Annotated in this window: 16 protein-coding genes; 5 read left to right on the forward strand and 11 right to left on the reverse strand. The window is 66.9% G+C overall.

Going from position 1 to position 19,589, the window contains the following annotated elements; genetic code table 11:
- Window positions 1-72 precede the first annotated feature (72 nt).
- The 5 genes from CA606_RS13035 to CA606_RS13055 all read right to left on the reverse strand — a co-directional run bounded on the left by CA606_RS13035 (window position 73) and on the right by CA606_RS13055 (window position 7,192).
- Window positions 73-3,006 (reverse strand): TonB-dependent receptor plug domain-containing protein, encoded by a 2,934-nt coding sequence (locus tag CA606_RS13035; protein WP_096050738.1) that lies wholly within the window; start codon window positions 3,004-3,006, stop codon window positions 73-75.
- Between the two features lie 317 nt (window positions 3,007-3,323).
- On the reverse strand, window positions 3,324-4,007 hold the full coding sequence (phaH, locus tag CA606_RS13040) for a phasin PhaH (protein WP_096050737.1): 684 nt from the start codon (window positions 4,005-4,007) through the stop codon (window positions 3,324-3,326).
- Between the two features lie 84 nt (window positions 4,008-4,091).
- A complete protein-coding gene (chrA, locus tag CA606_RS13045; protein WP_096050736.1) occupies window positions 4,092-5,375 on the reverse strand; it encodes a chromate efflux transporter in 1,284 nt (427 codons plus the stop codon).
- Window position 5,376: 1 nt separating this feature from the next.
- Window positions 5,377-6,198 (reverse strand): 23S rRNA (adenine(2030)-N(6))-methyltransferase RlmJ, encoded by an 822-nt coding sequence (rlmJ, locus tag CA606_RS13050; protein ID WP_096050735.1) that lies wholly within the window; start codon window positions 6,196-6,198, stop codon window positions 5,377-5,379.
- Window positions 6,199-6,208: 10 nt separating this feature from the next.
- On the reverse strand, window positions 6,209-7,192 hold the full coding sequence (locus CA606_RS13055) for a helix-turn-helix transcriptional regulator (RefSeq protein WP_096053780.1): 984 nt from the start codon (window positions 7,190-7,192) through the stop codon (window positions 6,209-6,211).
- Between the two features lie 80 nt (window positions 7,193-7,272).
- Here CA606_RS13055 and CA606_RS13060 point away from each other — a divergent pair, with 80 nt between their 5' ends.
- Together CA606_RS13060 and CA606_RS13065 are read left to right on the forward strand one after the other, a co-directional pair.
- The gene (locus tag CA606_RS13060; RefSeq protein ID WP_096050734.1) at window positions 7,273-7,623 is read left to right on the forward strand and encodes a hypothetical protein; all 351 of its coding nucleotides are present in this window, start codon (window positions 7,273-7,275) and stop codon (window positions 7,621-7,623) included.
- Between the two features lie 280 nt (window positions 7,624-7,903).
- Entirely contained in the window at window positions 7,904-10,555 is a 2,652-nt protein-coding gene (locus CA606_RS13065; protein WP_096050733.1) for a TonB-dependent receptor plug domain-containing protein, read from the forward strand.
- Window positions 10,556-10,635: 80 nt separating this feature from the next.
- On the opposite strand, the gene CA606_RS13070 is transcribed toward CA606_RS13065, so the two are convergent.
- Complete coding sequence (locus CA606_RS13070) at window positions 10,636-11,184, reverse strand: GNAT family N-acetyltransferase (protein ID WP_181242580.1); 549 nt, start codon at window positions 11,182-11,184, stop codon at window positions 10,636-10,638.
- A 262-nt stretch (window positions 11,185-11,446) separates the two neighbouring features.
- Here CA606_RS13070 and CA606_RS13075 point away from each other — a divergent pair, with 262 nt between their 5' ends.
- From CA606_RS13075 to CA606_RS13085, 3 genes are read left to right on the forward strand one after another with little or no spacing between them, the layout of a single operon-like run.
- Entirely contained in the window at window positions 11,447-13,051 is a 1,605-nt protein-coding gene (locus CA606_RS13075; RefSeq protein ID WP_096050731.1) for a flavin monoamine oxidase family protein, read from the forward strand.
- Between the two features lie 22 nt (window positions 13,052-13,073).
- Window positions 13,074-13,466 carry a c-type cytochrome gene (locus CA606_RS13080; RefSeq protein ID WP_096050730.1) on the forward strand — a complete coding sequence of 131 codons (393 nt, stop codon included), beginning with the start codon at window positions 13,074-13,076 and terminating at the stop codon, window positions 13,464-13,466.
- Window positions 13,467-13,494: 28 nt separating this feature from the next.
- Window positions 13,495-13,977: a RidA family protein gene (locus CA606_RS13085; RefSeq protein ID WP_096050729.1), complete on the forward strand. Its 483-nt coding sequence runs from the start codon at window positions 13,495-13,497 to the stop codon at window positions 13,975-13,977.
- Between the two features lie 398 nt (window positions 13,978-14,375).
- Here CA606_RS13085 and CA606_RS13090 read toward each other — a convergent pair whose 3' ends face one another.
- From CA606_RS13090 to hisC, 5 genes are all read right to left on the reverse strand, one after another.
- On the reverse strand, window positions 14,376-14,756 hold the full coding sequence (locus tag CA606_RS13090; RefSeq protein WP_096050728.1) for a Rieske (2Fe-2S) protein: 381 nt from the start codon (window positions 14,754-14,756) through the stop codon (window positions 14,376-14,378).
- Window positions 14,753-15,760, reverse strand: coding sequence for a fumarylacetoacetate hydrolase family protein (locus CA606_RS13095; RefSeq protein ID WP_096050727.1), 1,008 nt, complete (start codon window positions 15,758-15,760; stop codon window positions 14,753-14,755). The genes CA606_RS13090 and CA606_RS13095 overlap by 4 nt, the downstream gene beginning before the upstream one ends.
- Before the next feature lie 115 nt (window positions 15,761-15,875).
- The gene (hmgA, locus tag CA606_RS13100; protein WP_096050726.1) at window positions 15,876-17,153 is read right to left on the reverse strand and encodes a homogentisate 1,2-dioxygenase; all 1,278 of its coding nucleotides are present in this window, start codon (window positions 17,151-17,153) and stop codon (window positions 15,876-15,878) included.
- Window positions 17,154-17,323: 170 nt separating this feature from the next.
- On the reverse strand, window positions 17,324-18,397 hold the full coding sequence (gene hppD / locus CA606_RS13105; RefSeq protein WP_096050725.1) for a 4-hydroxyphenylpyruvate dioxygenase: 1,074 nt from the start codon (window positions 18,395-18,397) through the stop codon (window positions 17,324-17,326).
- A gap of 18 nt (window positions 18,398-18,415) precedes the next feature.
- Window positions 18,416-19,552 (reverse strand): histidinol-phosphate transaminase, encoded by a 1,137-nt coding sequence (hisC, locus tag CA606_RS13110; RefSeq protein ID WP_096050724.1) that lies wholly within the window; start codon window positions 19,550-19,552, stop codon window positions 18,416-18,418.
- Between the last annotated feature and the right edge of the window lie 37 nt (window positions 19,553-19,589).

The following is a 19,589-nucleotide window of genomic DNA, read 5'->3' on the forward strand; positions in this document are numbered from 1 at the left end:
AACAGCTTCCTTGAAACAAACACGGCGGCGACCAGAAGGTCGCCGCCGCCATGTTAGCCCGTTGGGCTAAGACTAGAAGTGGGTCGAGATGTTCAGGAACACCCGACGCCCCAGATAGTCGTACTGCGAGGCGAACACCGAACCGCCCACCGTGTCGTACTCGCCCTGGCCCAGCGTGACCGCCGGCGGGGTTTCATTGAAGACGTTCGAGACGCCACCCAGGATGGTGAATCCGTCGAACTTCTTCTGCAGCGACAGGTTGTGATAGGCCGTGAACTCGGTATGGACCTTGTAGAAGGTCGTGCCGGCCACGTTCTGGGTGTCCTCGGTTTCGGCGTCGGACGCCTTGCCGATCATGTTGATGCCCCAGAACGCCGTCCAGTCATTCTTGGTGAAGCGGAAGTTCAGACGACCGGTCCAGTCGGGGTCACCGACGAAGCCGTTGTTGTCTTCGACCGTGTCGGCGAACAGCGCGATCGTGTCCTTCAGCTGCCACGTCGACTGCAGGTCGACGTTCATCTTCACATCCCAGGGCAGTTGCTGGCCGTAGCTAACCGTCAGGTCGATGCCGCGGTTCGTCTGCTCGGCGATGTTGATGTAGTTGTTGGTGACCGTGTTGATCAGGTTCGATGCGTTACGGGTGAACAGCTTGCACAGCGAGTCATTCGGAAAGTTGTCCGAGGTGTAGCAGCCGTTGACGATGTTCGCCGCGCCAAGACGACGGATCTCGCCATCGATCTTGATGTCGAAATAGTCCACCGCGACCTGCAGGTCGGCGAACTTCGGCGACCAGATCACGCCATAGGTGACGGCCTTGGAGGTTTCGGCCTCAAGATTGCCCTTGCCGCCCGACGAGGTGATCGTCGCCGTCGAGCCGGCGCCCGTATGGGTTCCCGGCACGCCGGCGGCGCGGCAGTTGTCGGCGACCTTCTGGGTGATCAGCCCCTGCGCCAGGTTCGCCGCCCAGCGGATGCAGGGGTCGATCGTACGCTGGCCTGCGAAGCTGGTTTCGGCGTTCTTGTACAGCTCGAACAGCGCCGGGGCGCGGAACGAGGTGCCCTGGGTGGCGCGCAGGCGCACCGATGGGGTGATCTGCCAGTTCAGGCCGATCTTGTAGGTGTCCTGTTCGCCATACGAGTTGATCTTGGTGTGACGGCCCGAGACCGACAGATCGACGCGCTCGGCCAGGAACACGTCGCGCAGCACCGGAATGCTCAGCTCGCCATAGACTTCGCGCGCAAGGTCGTCGCCCTTGGTGATGCCGGCGCCCGACAGGCCCCAGACGTTGCCGGCCAGAGTGATCGGACCCGGAACGTCGTTGATCGAGTCCTTGCGATAGTGGAAGCCGACCGCCGCGCCGACCGGACCGGCCGGCAGACGGAACAGATCGCCCGACATCGAGCCTTCGATGACCAGCTGCTTGTAGGTGGTCTGGCCGGCCTCGGTGTCGAACAGGAAGGCTTGTTCGGCGGCGGTGTACTTGCCGGCCAGGAAGTCCGGCGTGACCCAGCTGACGTCGACGCAAGGCTTCTTGCTGATCGGCGTGGTCTGGCCAACGCACGAGCCGGTTCGGAACGCGCCGATGTCGACGGCGTCCTTCAGGATGACATCCTGGGTGTAGACGCCCTTGTTGTGGCTGTACTGGGCGAAGACGTCCCAGTCCCAACCCTTCAGGAACGCGACGTCGCCAAAGTCGCCGCGCAGGCCACCGACATAGCGCTGGTAGTCGACCTTCTGGCCATCCTTGTTGAAGTTGGTCACCGGGGTCGGCGACAGGATGTAGTCACCGGTGAATCCGGCCGAGAAGGGATCGTAGTCGCCGGTGTAGAAGTACGACCAGAACTGACGATAGCCGTTGCTCTTGGTCGCGCGGCGGTTCAGCAGGATCTCGCCATAGGCTTCGACGCTGTCGGTGATCTCGTAGGCGCCTTGGGCGAAGACTGTCGAGCGCTCGGTGCGCGGGGTCAGCGAGGTCGCCAGGTTGAACGGGCTGTTGTAGTCCAGCACGCCCATGTCCGGATTGGCCGGATCGCCGCTGTGGCCGACCACGAAGAAGCCCGCCGGCATGCCCGGATAGTTGGCTTGCTCACCGGCCGGATAGCGCGGGATGAGGCCCGCGATCTTGCCGGTGTAGTCGTACTGCAGCTTGCCGTCGAGGCCGGCGAAGTTGAAGTCATAGAGCCAGATTTGATCGTACAGCAGGTCGCGGCATTGGATATCGCCGGTGCGCGGATCGATGGTGTCCTTGCGCTTGCCTTGGGCGTCGAAGATGTACTGACGGCCGCAAGAGGTGAACGGGCGCTGGCCCCGGGTTTGCTCGGCGCGCTTGTTGTACTCGTACGCCATGCTGAAGAAGCCGCGATCAAAGCTCTTGGCCCAGGCGGCGCTGGCGCGGAATTCCTCGCCGCCATGCTTCTGCGGCTGGCTGTAGAACATGTCGAGGTCGACGCCGTCGGTGTTGCGCTTGGTGATGATGTTCACCACGCCGGCGACCGCGTCCGAACCATAGATCGACGAGGCGCCGTCCTTCAGGATGTCGATGCGATCGGTGATCGCCATCGGCAGCACGTTCAGGTCGAAGGCCGAGACCCCGCCCCGCACGCCGGCCGGACCGGCGCGGCGGCCGTTCAGCAGCACCAGGGTGCGGTTGGCGCCCAGGCCGCGCAGCGAGATCGTCTCTGCGCCGGGACCGCCGTCGGTGATGAAGGCGCTGGAGATGGCGGCGTTGACCTGCGGCGAACCCGACGCGATCGTCGCCGACTGCAGCAGCGCGCCGGTCGAGCCGATACCCTGCAGACGGCCCTGTTCAGCCGTGATCACCTGGACGGGATCGGGGCTGTTGAACTCGTTGCGCTTGATGCGCGAGCCGGTAACGACGACGGCCTCGACTTCGGTCGCGGGCGCTTGGGCGGGCTCGGTGGTCTGGGCTGCGGCCGGAAGAGCCGCGCCGACCGCAAGGCCAGCGATAATCGTCGACGCCAGAAGGTGTCTGCGTTGGGTGAACATGGAATAACTGCCTTAGATTGCGAATATGCGGTCACGCCTTCCCACCAAGCCCCCTTGGCGCGGCGACCCACCGCTTGCCAGCACCGAAGCGACTTCGCCCGGTCTGCGCAATCTCATCGTCGCAGTTTCGTCGTATTTCTCGCCAACTGTGACTTTCGCCACTCATTTTTCGCGCGAAAATGCGTCGCCACAACCCGCGTTATGCAGACACGCGCCCATGCGGCGGCGTCGCCGCGGCGCAGGGTCCGACGCGCGGCAGGCAAGCGACCTTGTGAGCGCCATCGGGTTCGATGGGCCCGACCGGACGGGACCCGACGCTAGCCTTCGGCGGTCGCGGCGAAGCGTTTGGCCTGGGCGATCCAGGCGTCGCGCTCGGCGCGGCCCTTGAGGTTCAGCAACTGATCGATCGACGACAATTCGTCAGGCGACCAGGCCGCGATCTGGCTGAAGCGCGTGACCCCCAGCTCAGCCAGCGAGGTCGCAAGCTTGGGGCCGATGCCGACCAGCCGGGTGAGGTCGTCGATGCCGGCTTCCACCGGTTCTGGGGCGACGTCCAGGGCCGCAACCGCTTCAAGCTCAGGCTCGGGCTCGGGGATCACCGCCACCGCCGCCTCGCTGGTCTCGGCGACGACTTCGACGACCGTCTCGGCGCTGAGCGCCACGGTGGTCTCCGCGGCGTCCAGGGTGGTCTCAACCGTTTCGACCACCGCCTCGGCGACGGGCTCCAGCACCGCCTCGACGATCGGTTCGGGCGCAGCCTCGAGCACGGCCTCGGCCTCCAGGGCCGGCGCCACGGGCTCAGGCGCGAAGGCCATCAGCGCTTCGAGATTGACGGCCTCACGCCAGCGCGACGCCCACCACCAGTAGGCGGCGCCGGCGGCCGCAGCGCCGCCGAACATCAGCCACAGCGGCGAGGCCGCCCCCACCGCCACGTGCGGCGCGGTCTGCGGCTCGACCTTGTCGGTCGGGTATTCGGGAAGGAAGGTGAAAAGCGAAACCATGGCGCGCTCCTGGCAACCGCGATTTGTTGCAACGCAACATAACACGGAAATTACGTTCGCAAGCGCAAAAAAGCTAACCTAGCGTCAATTGAATCCGATCGCCCGCAAGAGCACCGCCGCCCCCACCGTCACCGCGATCATCGCCAGCATGGGCAGCCGCAGCGCGAAGGTCAGGCCGAGCGCCAGAACCACAACGCCCAGAGCGCCCGGGTTCACCGCGTCGACATCGGGGATCACGACCCGCAGGACCCCGGCCTCGAGCGTCTGGCCGCTGCGGAACAGCAGGTGGATCGCGAACCACAGCGCCAACTGGCCGATGACGCCCACCGCCGCCGCCGACACCATGGCGAGCGCCCGTGCGGGCCTGGGCCGCCGCCCCCACCGCTCGAACAGGGGGCCGCCGGCGAAGATCCAGAGGAACGAGGGCGCGAAGGTGGCCCAGGCCGCCATCAGTCCGCCCAGCAGACCCATGACCCAGGCGCTGTCGAGCGGCGCGGCCTGGAAGGCGCCGACGAAGCCGACGAACACGAACACGAGCACCAGCGGTCCTGGCGTCGTCTCCGCTAGTCCCAGGCCGTCCAGCATCTGGGTGGGCGACAGCCAGCCGAAGACCGCCGCCGCCTGTCCCAGATAGGCCAGGGCCGCATAGGCGCCGCCAAAGCTGATCGCCGCCAGCCCGCCGAAGGTCAGGCCCATCCAGGCCAGGGTCGAGCCCGGCGCGATGGCCCAGGCCAGGGCGATCGGCGCGAGCCAGGCCGCCAGGCACACCATGGCCACGCGCGCGCCGCCGGCCCTGACGGGCGCGACGGGAGCCGTCGCCGCCGCCTCCCCCTTCCCGCCCAGTATCCATCCCAAGACGCCGGCCGCCAGGACCACCAGAGGGAACGGCAGGATCGTGAACGCCATCAAGCCGAAGGCCCCGATCGCCACGCCCACCCCCGCCCGATCCTTGAGCGTCTTCTGGCCGATCCGCGCCAAGGCCTGGACGACCAGAGCCACAACCGCCGCCTTCAGGCCCAACAGCACCGGTCCGGCCCAGGCCGAGCGGCCATAGACGACATAGAGCGCCGACAATCCCAGGATCACCAAAAGGCCCGGCAGGACGAACAGCAGACCCGCCGCCAGCCCGCCCCGGATTCCGTGGAGGCGCCAGCCCAGCCAGGTGGCCAGCTGTTGCGCCTCGGGTCCCGGCAGAAGCATGCAAAAGCTTAGCGCCCGGGCGAACGCATCGTCATCGACCCAGCCGCGCGTCTCGACCACCTCGCGATGCAGCAGCGCAATCTGGCCCGCCGGACCGCCAAAGCCCAGCACGCCGACCTTCAGCCAGACCGGCAGCGCCTCGGCCAGGGTCGGCGACGTCCGGGTCACCTCAGGTCCGCCAGACGCGCGAACGCCCGCCGGGCTCGCCCAGGCGCGCGGCGAGCCAGTCGCCGGCCGCCGCAGCCGCGGGGTCGACCGAGGGCGGCGCGCCGATCATCACCATCGCGCAGCCGTTCATCTTCATGGGGTCCGTCAGGGGGCGGAGGCGAAGCTCAGCCACTAACAGGTCCCTCGTGACGGTTTCCATCGCCCGCAGGAAGGCGTCGAAGGTCTCCAGATCCTTGATCGGCAGCCAGATCGCCAGGGCCGCGCCCGGCGCGCGCGACAGCACCGCGCGGGTCGTCGCCGCGATCCGATCGTAGTCGTCGGGCCGCTCGAACGGCGGGTCGATGACGATAAAGGCCCGGCCGCCCTTGCCGGCGTCCTTGACGGCGGTGTCGAAGCCGTCGGCCTGCAGCGCGCGGGCGTTGGCGAAGGGCGCCAAGGTCTTGCGAAGGAGATCGGCGTCATCGTCGCGCAGTTCGCAGCCGGCATAGCGATCGGCGCTGCGCAGGGCCCGCGCGAGTAGTCGCGGCGAGCCAGGATAGAGGTCGCCGGGCTTGCCGCCGTTCATCTGCTGAACGGCGTCCAGAAGCGGCTGGAACACCGCCGGTGCGTCCGCCGCCGCCTTTAACCGGAAGATTCCCGCCTGGGCCTCGCCCGAGCGTCGCGCCATTTCACCGGCGAGGTCATAGCCGCCCGCGCCCGCATGGGTGTCGATCACCGCCAGCGCCGGACTTTCACCCTGAAGCGCCGACAGCATGGCCAGCAGGATCGAGTGCTTGTGCAGGTCGGCGAAGTTGCCGGCGTGGAAGGCGTGGCGGTAGTTCATGCGCTGGCTCCTACCACGCCCCGTGCGCGCGACCAGCCTCGCGCAGTTCCTGGACCATCATGTCCTTCAGCGCCTGGGGCGCAACGATCTCGATGTCGCCGCCCCAGGTGAAGAGGTGCCACGACAACTCGCGCATGCCGCCGGCCCGGAACGTGACCAGCACCGAGCCGTCCGCCTCTGGCGTGACTTGCTGGGTCGCATGAAAGCGCCAGCGCATCGCGTCCTCGGCCCGGCTCTTGCGGATGCGCAGCACCACGTCCTGGATCTCGTCGTGGTAGATGCCGAAGCTCTCGTCGGCGAAGGCCTGTAGCGAGAAGTCCTCCGGCGGCGGGGCGGGCTTGTCGAGCACCTTCAGGTCGCTCATGCGGTCCAGCCGCCAGGAGCGCGGCTTGCCGCCCTTGCCTTCCAGCGCCACCAGATAGTTGGAGCGGCCGAACAGCACGCCCAGCGGCGTCACCTCACGCGTCCGGCCGGGCGTGGAGCCGCCTTCGTAGCGGAACGACAGAGCCTGCAGTCCTTTGATCGCCGTGCGGATCGCCGTCAGCACGGCCTGGTCCTCGAACGGGCGCGGACCGGCGTGGACGGCGATGGTCTCGGCCTGCACCAGGGCCTCGACGTCCGGCGCCACCCGGCGGCGGGCCGAGCCGCGCAGCGCCGACAGAAGCTTGGCCTCCAAGGCGTAGAGCGATGCGGCGCGCGTATCGGCCCCGGCGGCGCGCAGCGAGTCGGCGGCCACGCGCAGCGCCGCCAGCTCCTCGGCGGTCGGAGTCTGAAAGACGCCGTCCAAGCCCGACGGGATGCGGAAGCGCTTGGTCGGCGGATCGTCCATAGCCTCCATCTGCGGGAAGGCCGCCCAGACGGCGTCGCGCATGCGCTCGGCGGTGCGGCGCCCCACGCCCAGGGCTGAGGCCATCTCGTCCAGGGTCATCCCTTCGGCGGATCCCGCCAGCATGCGCGCCAGATCCAGGAGGCGAGTCGCTTTCTCGTGTCTCATGGCGCTCGTCATACGACCGTTTCTGTCGCAATGCGCGGGCAATCTTCAATCATCGCCCCTGGAGAACCCAAGGACATCCGATGACTCGCTTCGCCTGCCCGACCTGGACCGTCGCTCCCGTCAACGCCGCCATGATCTCGGCGGTGCTGGACTTCGCCGACATCCATCGCGACCTGGGCGGCGGTCGCACCTTGCGGCGCATCAGCCACGAGCGCGCGGCCAAGGCCGACATGTTCCTGATGCTGGGCCGCGACGTTGAGCGCGTCACCGACATCGGCCTCGTCTGGAACGATCGCGAGGACCAGATCGTCCGCGTCACCGATGACGCCGAACTGCGCGAGTCGCGCCTGACCCTCTGGGAAGAGGCGTTCGAGCTGTTCGAGACCGAAGAGACCGACGAAATGGCCGAGCCGCTGCGGCTCTGCGCCTGAACCAGACGTCGTATTTGCGCCGGATCGCCACCTCCGCGCCGTGAGCACGGCGACGATCTGCCTAAAATCCGTGAACCGACGCCGCGCAAAGGGGCGCCCAAGGGGCGCTGGCGCGGCTTCGGCTTTTTTGTGACGCGCCCCCATTGCCGAACGCGACAGCTTGAAACCTCATGAATAGATCGACAGTGCGTCGATGTATTTTTAGTACCCGCGTCAAAAAATATAATCGTCGGGAGAAAAACGCCATGGATAAGGGAATCGACATGCGTCAATAAATAGAATGAGGGGGCTACTTATGACTCGGCGTTTTAAAACCGTCCTAATGGCGGGTATTTCCACGCTATCTATTACTTTCGGTTACTGCCAATCTGCGTTCAGCGCAGAAACGGTGTCGACCTCAACGCCTGCGGCTGATGCGCCCAGCCAGGCCTCGGAACTTGAAACAGTCGTCGTCACTGCGCGCGGCAAGCCCCGCACGGTTCTCGACTCCGCCGTCCCGGTGGACTCCTTCGGCGAAGCCGACATCAAGGCGTCGACCTTCACCGACACCAACGACATTCTGAAGACGCTGGTCCCGTCCTACACCCTGGCCCGCGAGCCGATCTCGGACGGCGCCACCTTCATTCGCCCCGCCAGCCTGCGCGGCCTCCCGACCGACAAGACCCTGTTCATGGTCAACTCCAAGCGCCGCCATCGCTCGGCGCTGGTCACGATCGGCGGCACCGGCGCCCAGGCGCCCGACGCGGCCACGATCCCCGCCTCGGCCCTGAAGAACGTGGTTGTCACGCGCGACGGCGCGGGCGCGCAGTACGGCTCGGACGCCATCGCCGGCGTCATCGACTTCCAACTGAAGGACAGCCCCAGCGGCGGCTCGCTGACCGCCCAGTACGGCCAGTTCTACCTGGGCGACGGCGAAGACGTGCTGGTCACCGGCAACATCGGCCTGCCCATCGGTGAGAACGGCTTCATCAACACCACCGTCGAGTACACCAGCCAGAACCAGGTCAACCGCGGCCGCCAGTACTGCAACGTCGGCATCCCCAACCAGTCGGCCGGCTTCTGCGTCACCAGCTACGCGGCGGCCAATCCGGCCTATGGCGCGCTGATCAATGACTATGTTCAGAAGTGGGGCCAGCCCGACGCCGAGGCCACCCGCGCCGTCGTGAACGCCGGCTATGAGTTCAGCGACACGCTGTCGGTCTACGCCTTCGGCAACTACTCCAAGAGCAGCGCGGTCGAGTATTTCAACTATCGTCCGCCGGTCAGCAACGCCGTCAACGCCACGCCGATCCGCCTGCAGGACGGCTCGACCTTCCAGTTCAGCTCGATCTTCCCGGCCGGCTTCACGCCGATGTTCGGCGGCGACGTGACCGACTACAGCATGGCCGGCGGGGTCAAGGGCCTGACGGGCTATGGCCTGAGCTATGATCTGTCGGCCCGCTACGGCAACGACAAGATCGCCTACACGCTGTGGGACACCGTCAACCCCTCGATGGGCCCGGCCTCGCCCAAGAAGTTCTACGACGGCGCCCTGATCTCCAGCGAATCCGCCGTGAACGCCGACTTCGCCTATGACTGGGAAGGGCTTGGCTTCAAGACTCCGGTGACCATCAACTTCGGCGCCGAGTATCGCAAGGAAGGCTATGAGATCGAGCCGGGCGACGTCCCGTCCTATGTCGCCGGAAGCTGGGCGACGCCCGATCCCTTCAAGTTCTGTAACGCCACGACCCGCACGCCGACGGCGGCTGGTCTGGCCCTGCCGGCCACCGCCGGTCTGAACTGCGCCAACTACCTGTCGACCAACGCCGACGGCTTCGCCGGCATCGACCCGGTCTATAACGCCCTGGCGGTCGGATCGAACGGCTTCCCAGGCAACACGCCCCTCTATTCGGGCAAGCTGACCCGCGACTCCTACGCCGGCTATCTCGAGACCTCGGGCAACGTGACCGAAGAGTGGTTCCTCGACTTCGCGGTGCGCGGCGAGCACTTCTCGGATTTCGGCAGCACCTGGAACGGCAAGGCCGCCACCCAGTACCAAGTGACCCCGAACTTCGGCCTTCGCGGTTCGGTGGGCACCGGCTTCCGCGCCCCGACCCCCGGCCAGGCCTTCACCACCAACGTGTCGACCCGGGTCGAGAACGGCGCGATCATCGCCTCGGGTCTCTTCCCGGCGACCAATCCGGTGGCCCAGTTCCTGGGCGCCAAGGCGCTGAAGCCTGAGAAGTCGACCAACTTCGCCTTCGGCTTCACCGCCACGCCGTTCGAGGGCCTGTCGCTGACGGTCGACGCCTACAGCATCAAGATCAAGGACCAGTTCTACGCCACCACGCCCATCACCGTGACCCCGGCGATCCGCACGGCTCTGGTCTCGGCCAGCATTCCGGGCGCCGACACCATCGGCCAGGTGCAGTTCTTCCAGAACGCCTTCGACTCGACGACGACCGGCATCGACGTCGTGGCGACCTACCGCAAGTCTTGGGAGAACGGCCAATCCACCAACCTCTCGGTGAGCGGCAACTACAACAAGTTCAAGATCGACAAGGTCTTCTCGGCCAACTTCTTCGACGCCGAAGGCGTGCATGACTTCGAGAACGCCGCGCCGCGCTGGCGATCGGTGATCTCGGCGACGCACCAGATCGACAAGTTCAAGGCCACCGGCCGCCTGAACATCTGGGGCCCGTACAAGAACATGTTCAGCGTCGGCAATCCGATCGTCCAGAAGTGGGATCCGGAGACGTTCTTCGACATGGAACTGTCCTACCAGGCCACCGACAACTACTCGGTCGCCATCGGCGCGCGGAACCTGTTCGCCAACTATCCCGATCCCGACTTCACGGGCGAGTCGGCCACCAACGGCCGCATCTATCGCTCGGACACCATCGTCGATTGGCAGGGCGGCTTCTGGTACGCCAAGGTCTCGGCGACCTTCTAGGGTTCGTTCCAGGATCCAGACAGGCGAAGGGCCGGGGAACTCCCCGGCCCTTCTGCTTTTTTCAAGGGCTTTGCAGGCGGCTAAAGTCCCTTACCCATCCGGATCAGCGGCACGCGGTAACCCGTCGAGGTCACCGCCTCGAAGGGCTCGATGTCGTGATAGCCGCACGCCCGATAAAGCGGCACGCCGCCCATGGTCGCGGCCATCTCGACGCTACCAAAGCCCTCGGCGCGAGCGGCGGCTTCGCACGCATCCAGAATGATCCGGCCCACGCCTTTGCGGATGTGATCGGGGTGGGTGTACATCGCCCGGACCCGCGCGGCGTCGGTCTTTGGATCCAGCAGCGCCGCGTCGCGCCCCGCCGAGTGGTCGCCGCCAAACAGGGTGGCCCGCCGGCTCCAGCCGCCGCAGCCGGCGATCGCTGCGCCGTCCTCGACCACGAAATAGGTGCCGTCGGCGATCAACTGGGTGTCCAGACCCATGATCTCGTATGACGCCTTCACCCCTTCGGGCGGCAGGAAATCCTGCAGAAGCTCGCCGATCGCACGGTCCATCAGGGTCGAAAGCACCGGCATGTCGTCAGGATGCGCCAGGCGCAGGCGAAGGGGGGAGCGAGCATCGGTCATCACCCTTCATCACCTCGCGCCGATCCGAGGGAAAAACAAGGATTCGGCGGGCGCCGCGCGATCCCTCGCCCTCGCTCAGTGATCGCACAATATCCGCCTCAGGCGCCCAATGGCGAGGCGTCTGACATGTCAGTCTGGACCACTGCGGAAAACGGATTGCGCGCGGGGAACGGGCCTTTCGAGATGGGGACGGTTTCGACACCGGGGATGGTCGAGACCGCGCGGGCGTCCTGGCGAGGCCGGCAAAAACAAGGGCAGGTATTGAATGAGCGGATCTGACGCGTCACCGGCGGCGAGCGTACTCACGCGCCGGCGGTTCTTTGAAAGCCTGGCCGCGGTCGGCGGCATGTCGCTGGTGCTGTCGGGCATGGAAGCCCTGGGCTTCTCCCAGGCCTCGGCCACCGAGCTGCCGCCGACCCTGACCGGCGGTGCCAAGAACACCAAGGTCATCATCCTGGGCGCGGGTCTGGCGGGCATGACCGCCGCCTATGAAATGTCCAAGGCCGGCTATCAGGTCCAGATCCTCGAGGCGCGCGACTATGCGGGCGGCCGCTGCCAGACCGCGCGCAAGGGCTTCAAGCACACCGACCTCCTGGGCAACACCCAGGTCTGCGAGTTCGACGACGGGCACTACATCAACCACGGCGCCTGGCGCATCCCGTACCACCACCGCTCGACTCTGCATTACACCAAGAGCTTCGGCGTGCTGCTGGAGAGCTTCGTCAACGACAACGACGCCTCCTACGTCTACTTCGAGAAGGGCAAGGGCCCGCTGAACGGCAAGCCGGTCCGCAAGGGCGAGATCGCCGCTGATGTGCGCGGCTACACCGCCGAGCTGGTCGCCAAGGCCGCCAGCGCCGGCGCGCTGGACGCCCCCTTGAGCGGCGTCGATCGCGAGCGCTTCGTCGCCTATCTCGTCAATGAGGGGCGCCTGTCCAAGAGCGACCTGACCTACAAGGGCACCGAGGGGCGCGGCTTTTCGGTGCATCCGGGCGCCGGCGTCGATCCTGGTCCCGGCAAGGAGTTGGAGCCCTTCGCCTTCAAGGACGTGCTCGACAGCAACGCCTGGCGAGTGCTGAGCTCGGTGACCGGCTATGAGCAGCAGCGCACCATGCTGCAGCCGATCGGCGGCATGGACCAGATCGCCAAGGCGTTCGAAAAGCGCGTCGCACCGATGATCCGCTACTCGACCGTCGTTCAGAAGATCAAGCAGTCGCCGACCGGCGTGAGCGTCTCGTTCAAGGGGCCGGACGGCAAGCTGGGCGAGGTCACCGCCGACTACTGCGTCTGCACCATCCCGCTCAGCGTCCTCAAGCAGATCGATCTGGACGCTTCGGCGCCGTTCAAGGCGGCGATGGAGGGCGTGGCCTACGCGCCGGTCAACAAGATCGGCCTGCAGATGAAGAGCCGCTTCTGGGAGGATAAGCACCACATCTACGGCGGCCACATCTACACCGACCTGGCCGGCATCGGTTCGATCTCCCTGCCCTCCTATGGCTGGCAAGCCCAGAAGGGCGTGCTCTTGGGCTACTACGCCTTCGGCGGCGAAGCCGCGCGGATCAGCGCCAAGAGCCCGGCCGATCGCGCCGCCTTCGCCGTCGCCGGCGGTCAGAAGGTGTTCCCCGAATACGCCGAGAACTTCGAGAACGCCTTCTCGTTCAGCTGGCACCTGGCCGAGCACAATCTGGGCGGCTGGGCTGAATGGGGCGAGAACGGCCGCAAGGAGGCCTATCCGATCCTCTGCGAGCCCGATGGTCGCCTCTACCTGGCCGGCGAGCACCTCAGCTATCTTGGCGGCTGGCAAGCCGGGGCGATCGAGTCGGCCTGGCAGCAGATCGCCAAGATCCACGCCCGCGTCCAGCAGGCCTAAAGTTCACCGTTCGAGGATACGCATGACGTTCGCTTATCGCCTCGCCGCCCTGGCGCTCGCCGCGGGCCTCGCCGCTCCGGCCATCGCGTCCGCCGACGGCAAGTCCCTGTACATGGACAACTGCTCGGCCTGCCATCAGGTGTCGGGCAAGGGCGTGAAGGGCGCCTTCCCGGCCCTGGCCGGCGCGCCCCTGGTGCAGGGACCGCCCAAGGTTCTGATCACTACGGTACTCAACGGCCGCGCCGGCATGCCCGCGTTCAAGGACGACATCACCGACGCCGACCTCGCGTCGATCCTGACCTACGCTCGCACGACCTGGGGCAACAAGGGCTCGGCGATCAAGCCCGCCGACGTCGCCGCCGCCCGCGTCGCCGCCAAGGCCGCCCCCAAGCCGCGCGGCCTGCAAGCCCACTGATTCAGACCACTCACCAAGGGAAGACGCCATGAAACGCCTGATTGCTCTCACCATCGCCGCCTGCGCCCTCGCCGGCGCCGCGCACGCCCAGGACATCGTCCGCGGCGGCGACCCCAAGTCGGCCATCGCCAGTGTCGTCACTGTGCCGGCGGGCTATGACACGATCTATGTCAGCGGCATGACCCCGCCGGTCATCGACGACAAGGCCGTCGGCGTCGCCCGCTTCGGTGACACCAAGACCCAGACCCTGGGCGTTCTGGGCCGCATCGAGGCCGCCCTGAAGAGCCAAGGGGCCACCATGGCCGACGTCGTGATGATGCGCGTCCTGCTGGTCGGCGATCCGGCCAAGGAAGGCAAGATGGACTTCATGGGCATGATGGAAGGCTACCGCACCTATTTCGGCACCGCCGCCCAGCCCAACAAGCCGGCCCGCATCACCAGCCAGATCACCGGCCTCGTCGCCGACGGCATGCTGGTCGAGATCGAAGTCCAGGCCGCCAAGAAGAAGTAGCGGCCGCCGCCAACGCCCCAGATTTCACCGTTCCGCGAAATTGTTTTCGTGACAACGTTGTCAAGGCGAATTCAAACGGCTATAGGGAACTCAGCCCTTTCGGGCGTTTCCTCCCAATGACTCGGCCGCCTTCTTCTCCTGGAAGGCGGCCGTTCTTTTGTCTGGGGGTTGGCCTCAGGCGCGATGGCGTTGAGGCGGACTTTACGAACGTTTGGCTCGGCTGGATGCGGCCTAATCCTCCCCCTAGCTGGGGAGGTGTCGGCGAAGCCGACGGAGGGGGAAGTTGGGCACGCTCAGAGTGTCTTCCCCCTCCGGCCTTCGGCCTCCTCCCCCCTGGGGGGAGGATCTGGGTCTTCGTCGCTGACGCCCGACTAGCGTCGTCACCTGACCCTAGCCCCCTACCCCGTCACCACCCGCCCGTCCCTCACCTCCACCGGCCAGGGCTTAAGCCGCGCGCCGACACAGGGTCCGCCGACGCAGGCGCCCTCCTCCACGGTGAACACCGCCCCGTGCCAAGAGCAGGCGATCAGCCCGCCGTCCGGCGTCAGGTAGCGGTCAAGTTCCTGGGCCAGCGGCAGGCCGGCGTGCGGGCAGCGGTCGACATAGCCGAACACCGCCTCGCCCCGGCGCACCACGAAGCCGTGGAAGCGCGCCTCGCCGATCTGCAGAACGTAGTTGCGCGCGCCGCCGTCGGCGATCAGGTCCAGCGGGCCAAGATTGATCCCGGCCCGCGTCTCCCAGACCCGCCCAACTGCGGCGGGCGCAGTCTCGTCCGTCAAATCCGTTCGACCGTCTGCTCGATGGCGCCGAAGATCGAGTGGCCCTTGGCGTCCTTCATCTCGATGCGGATGGTGTCGCCGCCCAGCAGGAACGGCGTCTTGGGCGCGCCGTGCAGGATAGTCTCGACGGTGCGGACCTCGGCCAGGCACGAATAGCCCAGCCCGCCCTCGCTGATCGGCTTGCCGGGGCCACCGTCGGCGTCGCGATTGCTGACCGTGCCCGAGCCGACAATGGTGCCGGCGCACAAGGACCGAGTCTTGGCGGCGTGGGCCACCAGCGTGCCGAAGTCGAAGGTCATGTCGACGCCGGCGTCGGCGCGGCCAAAGTCCTGGCCGTCCAGCTCGACCAGCAGCGCCCCGTGCAGCTTGCCGTCCTTCCAGGCGTCACCCAGGGCGTCGGGCGACACCGCGACCGGCGAAAACGCGCTGGCCGGCTTGGACTGCAGGAAGCCAAAGCCCTTGGCCAGCTCGCCCGGGATCAGGTTGCGCAAGGACACGTCGTTGCAGAGCATCACCAGGCGAATAGCGGCCAGGGCCTCCTCGCGGCTGGCGCCCAGCGGCACGTCGTCGACGATCACCGCCACCTCGCCCTCCAGGTCGCAGCCCCAGCTGGCGTCGGCCAGCGGGATCGGATCGCGCGGGGCCAGGAAGCCGTCCGACGCACCCTGGTACATCAAGGGATCGGTCCAGAAGCTTTCGGGCATCTCGGCGCCGCGCGCTTTGCGCACCAGCTGCACGTGGTTCACATAGGCCGAGCCGTCCACCCACTGATAGGCGCGCGGCAGCGGGCTGAGCGCCTCATGCTCGTGGAAGCGCTCCTTGGGCACCGCGCCGTGCTCGAGGCTCTCGGCCAGGCCCGCCAGCATGGGCCCGCAGCGCTCCCAGTTGTCGAGCGCGGCCTGCAGGGTCGGCGCGATCGTCCCGGCGTCGGTGAACCAGGCCAGATCGTTGGAGACCACCACGAGGCGGCCGTCGCGACCACCCTTGAGAGACGCAAGCTTCATTCGGTTTTCCTCCGGGACGTCAGATTTTCAGCCATCCCCCCACATCGCCGGACCGCGCGCAAGCCGGATCGAAGCCAGCGCGCGTCCTTACGGGAGATCGCGGACTGGATTTGGGTCAGGACAGGCGGGCCTTGGGGAAGCCGGTCCAGCAAGCGTCATAGTCGGCCTGCAGCGCCGCGGACTGCAGGGCCAGGGCCGTCGGGCGGAACACCCAGCGGCTCTCGAACATGAAGGCCATGGTCCCGTCGATCTTGTGCGGGGCCAGGACCGCCTCGGTCGCCTTCTTGTGGCTGGCGACGTCGGGACCGTGGTCGCTCATGCAGTTGTGCAAAGACGCGCCGCCAGGGACGAAGCCGCCCTCCTTGGCGTCATAGGCGCCGTGGATCAGGCCCATGAACTCGCTCATCACGTTGCGGTGGAACCACGGCGGCCGGAACGTGTCCTCGGCCACCATCCAACGCGGCGGGAAGATCACGAAGTCACAATTAGCCGTCCCCGGCGTGTCGCTGGGCGAGGTCAGGACCGTGAAGATCGACGGATCGGGGTGGTCATAGCTGACCGTGTTGATCGTGTTGAAGCGCGACAGGTCATAGCGATACGGCGTCAGATTGCCGTGCCAGGCCACCACGTCCAGCGGGCTGTGATCCCAGGTCGCGGCCCACAGCGCGCCCTGGAACTTCTGGATCACTTGCGTGGGCGCATCCACGTCCTCGAAGGCCGCCACCGGCGCTTCGAAGTCGCGCGGATTGGCCAGGCCGTTCGCGCCGATGGGCCCCAGCTCGGGCAGGCGGAAGGCCGCGCCGTAGTTCTCGCAGACATAGCCGCGCGCGGGGCCCTCGACCTCGACGCGGAAGCGCACGCCGCGCGGGATCACCGCGATGTGGCCGGGGCCGGCCTTCAGCACGCCCATCTCGGTGACCAGGGTCAACTCGCCCATCTGCGGCACGATCAGCATCTCGCCGTCGGCGTTGTAGAACACCCGGTTCTGCATCGAAGCGTTGGCCAGATAGACGTGCGCGGCGATGCCGCCCAGCGTCGCGGCGTCGGCGTTGCCGGCGAGACTCACGAGGCCATCGACGAAGTCGGTCGGCGCGGCCGGGATCTCCAGCGGGCTCCAGCGCAGGCGGTTGGGCGTGGCCGGACCCGGGAAGGCCGAGACCAGCTTGTCCTGCGCATAGGGCTGATAGGCCCCATGCCCGGCGCTGGGCCGCAGGCGATAGAGCCAGGTGCGGCGGTTCTCATGACGCGGCGCGGTGAAGGCCGAGCCCGACAGCTGCTCGGCATAGAGGCCGAACGGAACCTTCTGCGGCGAGTTGCGCCCGATCGGCAGAGCGCCGGGATGCGCCTCGGTTTCGAAATAGGAGCCGAAGCCGGTTTGGTAGCGGAGGTCCATGTGCGTTCCCGTGCCTTGTTCAGCACTTTTCCCGTGTCATCCCGGACGCCCTGAAAAGGGCGATCCGGGACCCAGGGGGTGACTGAACGCTATGCGCGCCGCCCCTGGGTCCCGGCTCTACGCTACGCTTCGGCCGGGATGACACCGAAAGGTATTTTGAGGCCTCAGCCCTACGCGTCGACCGTGATCACGCCGCGGCGGATCTGGTCCAGCTCGATGCTCTCGAACAGCGCCTGGAAGTTGCCGTTGCCGAAGCCTTCATTGCCCTTGCGCTGGATGATCTCGAAGAAGATCGGACCAAACAGGTTCTCGGTGAAGATCTGCAGCAGGAGGCCTTCCTCGCCGACGGCGCCGTCGATCAGGATGCGGTTCTTACGCAGGCGCTCCAGGTCCTCGCCGTGGCCGGGGACGCGCTTGTCGACCAGCTCGTAGTAGGTCTCGATGGTGTCCTGCAGCTTCACGCCTCGGGCGCGCAGCTTCTCGACGGTCTCGTAGATGTTGTCCGTCGTCATCGCCAGGTGCTGGATGCCCTCGCCGTTGTACTGGCGGATGAACTCCTCGATCTGGCTCTTGTCGTCCTGGCTTTCGTTCAGCGGGATGCGGATGGCCTTGTCGGGCGCGATCATCGCCTGGCTGAACAGGCCCGTCGCCTGGCCCTTGATGTCGAAGTACTTCTGCTCTTCGAAGCCGAAGATCTGGTTGTAGAAGGTCGACCAGGTGCGCATCTGGCCGCGCTTGACGTTGTGGGTCAGGTGGTCGAGCAGATCGAGGCCGACATTGTTCTTGGCTTCGGCCAGGGCGGCACCCGGAACCTGCTCCCAGGCGTCATAGATCGTGCCCGCATCGCCATAGCGGTCAACGAGATAGAGCAAGGACCCGCCGATGCCTTCCAGCACCTTGGCGTCCGCGCCCAGCAGCGAGCGCGAGGCGTCGGCCGGCTTGGCGCCGCGCTTGATCGCATCGGCATAGGCTTGCTCAGCGTTCTCGACACGGAAGGCCATGCCGTTGGCCGACGGACCATGGTCGGCGCGGAAGTCGGCGACCTGGCCGGTCGTCTCTTCGTTGACGATCAGGTTCACGCGGCCCTGCTTGTAGCGGGTCGCGGCCTTGGTCGGGTGCTTGCTGGCGGCGACGAAACCCAGCTGCTCGATCAGGGCCTTCATGGCCGCCAGATCGGGGCTGGTGAACTCGACGAACTCGAAGCCGTCGAGGCCCAGCGGGTTCTGGTCGGTGACGAGGGTCATGCGGGCGTCTCCGTAAACTTAGAGCGAAAGCGCCGCCGGCAGGGCGGCGATCAGGGCGTCGTTGTCGGCCGGGCGGCCGATGGTGATCCGGACCCAGCCGCCGGCGACGGGCGTCGGCCGGATGATGAGCCCCTGGTGCAACAAATGCGCGGCGGTGGCGTCTGGGCCCGCCGGCGAACGCAGGAACACGAAATTGGCGTGGCTTTCGGTGTGCTCGACGCCCATGTCGTCCAGCACCGCCTCGACCCGGCCACGCTCGGCGATGGTCAGGGCGACGGTGCGCTTCAGATAGTCCTGATCCTCCCAGGCGGCCAGAGCGGCGGCCTGGCTGACGGCGGTGACGTTGAACGGCGGGCGGATGCGGTCCAGATAGTCGACCAGCTCGGGCGAAGACGCGACGCCATAGCCCATGCGCAGGCCAGCCAGGCCATAGGCCTTGGAGAAGGTGCGGGCCGACACCCACGGGCCGCCCCAGGCGTCCAGCATGGCGAAGGTGTCGAAGGCCTCGTGATACTCGCGATAGGCCTCGTCGACGAACACGACGGTCGAGCGCGGGGTGGCGGCCAGAATCGCTTGGAAATCTTCCGCCTTCAAAGCGTTGCCGGTCGGATTGTTGGGCGTGCACAGCACCAGCAGCTTGGGCCCCTGGGCGGCGGCGGCGCAGACGGCCGGGACGTCCATGTCGAAATTGGCCAGGCGCGGCACGTCGATGATCCGCGCCTCGGCGCAGCGGCCGAAGATCTCGTAGGTCGGGAAGGTCGGGCTGGACAGCAGGATCGAGTCGCCCGGGTGCAGCACCGCGCGGAAGACATAATCGATCAGCGCCTCAGACCCGGGCGAAATGACCAGGCGCGCCGGCGAAACACCGAGACGTTCGCCGATCGCCGCGCGCAGCACGTCGCTATGCGGATCCGGATAGATGTGCGGCTCGCTCATGGCGGTCATCACCGCCTCGGCGACCTTGGGGCTGGGGCCCAGCAGGTTCTCGTTGCTGGCCAGCTTGGAGAAGGCGCTCAGGCCGGTGCGACGGGCGGCCTCGGCCAGGGTCATGCCGGCCTTGTAGCCTTGCACGCCTTCCAGCGCCTGGCGCATCGGCGAGGCCCAGGCGGGCGTCAGGGGCTTGCGATCGAGAACCAGCATGCGGCCGAGCTCCAACAAGATGGGAGCGGCAGCTTATCGCGAAAGCTGGGAC

Source organism: Caulobacter vibrioides (assembly GCF_002310375.3).
Classification (GTDB): Bacteria; Pseudomonadota; Alphaproteobacteria; order Caulobacterales; family Caulobacteraceae; genus Caulobacter; species Caulobacter vibrioides_D.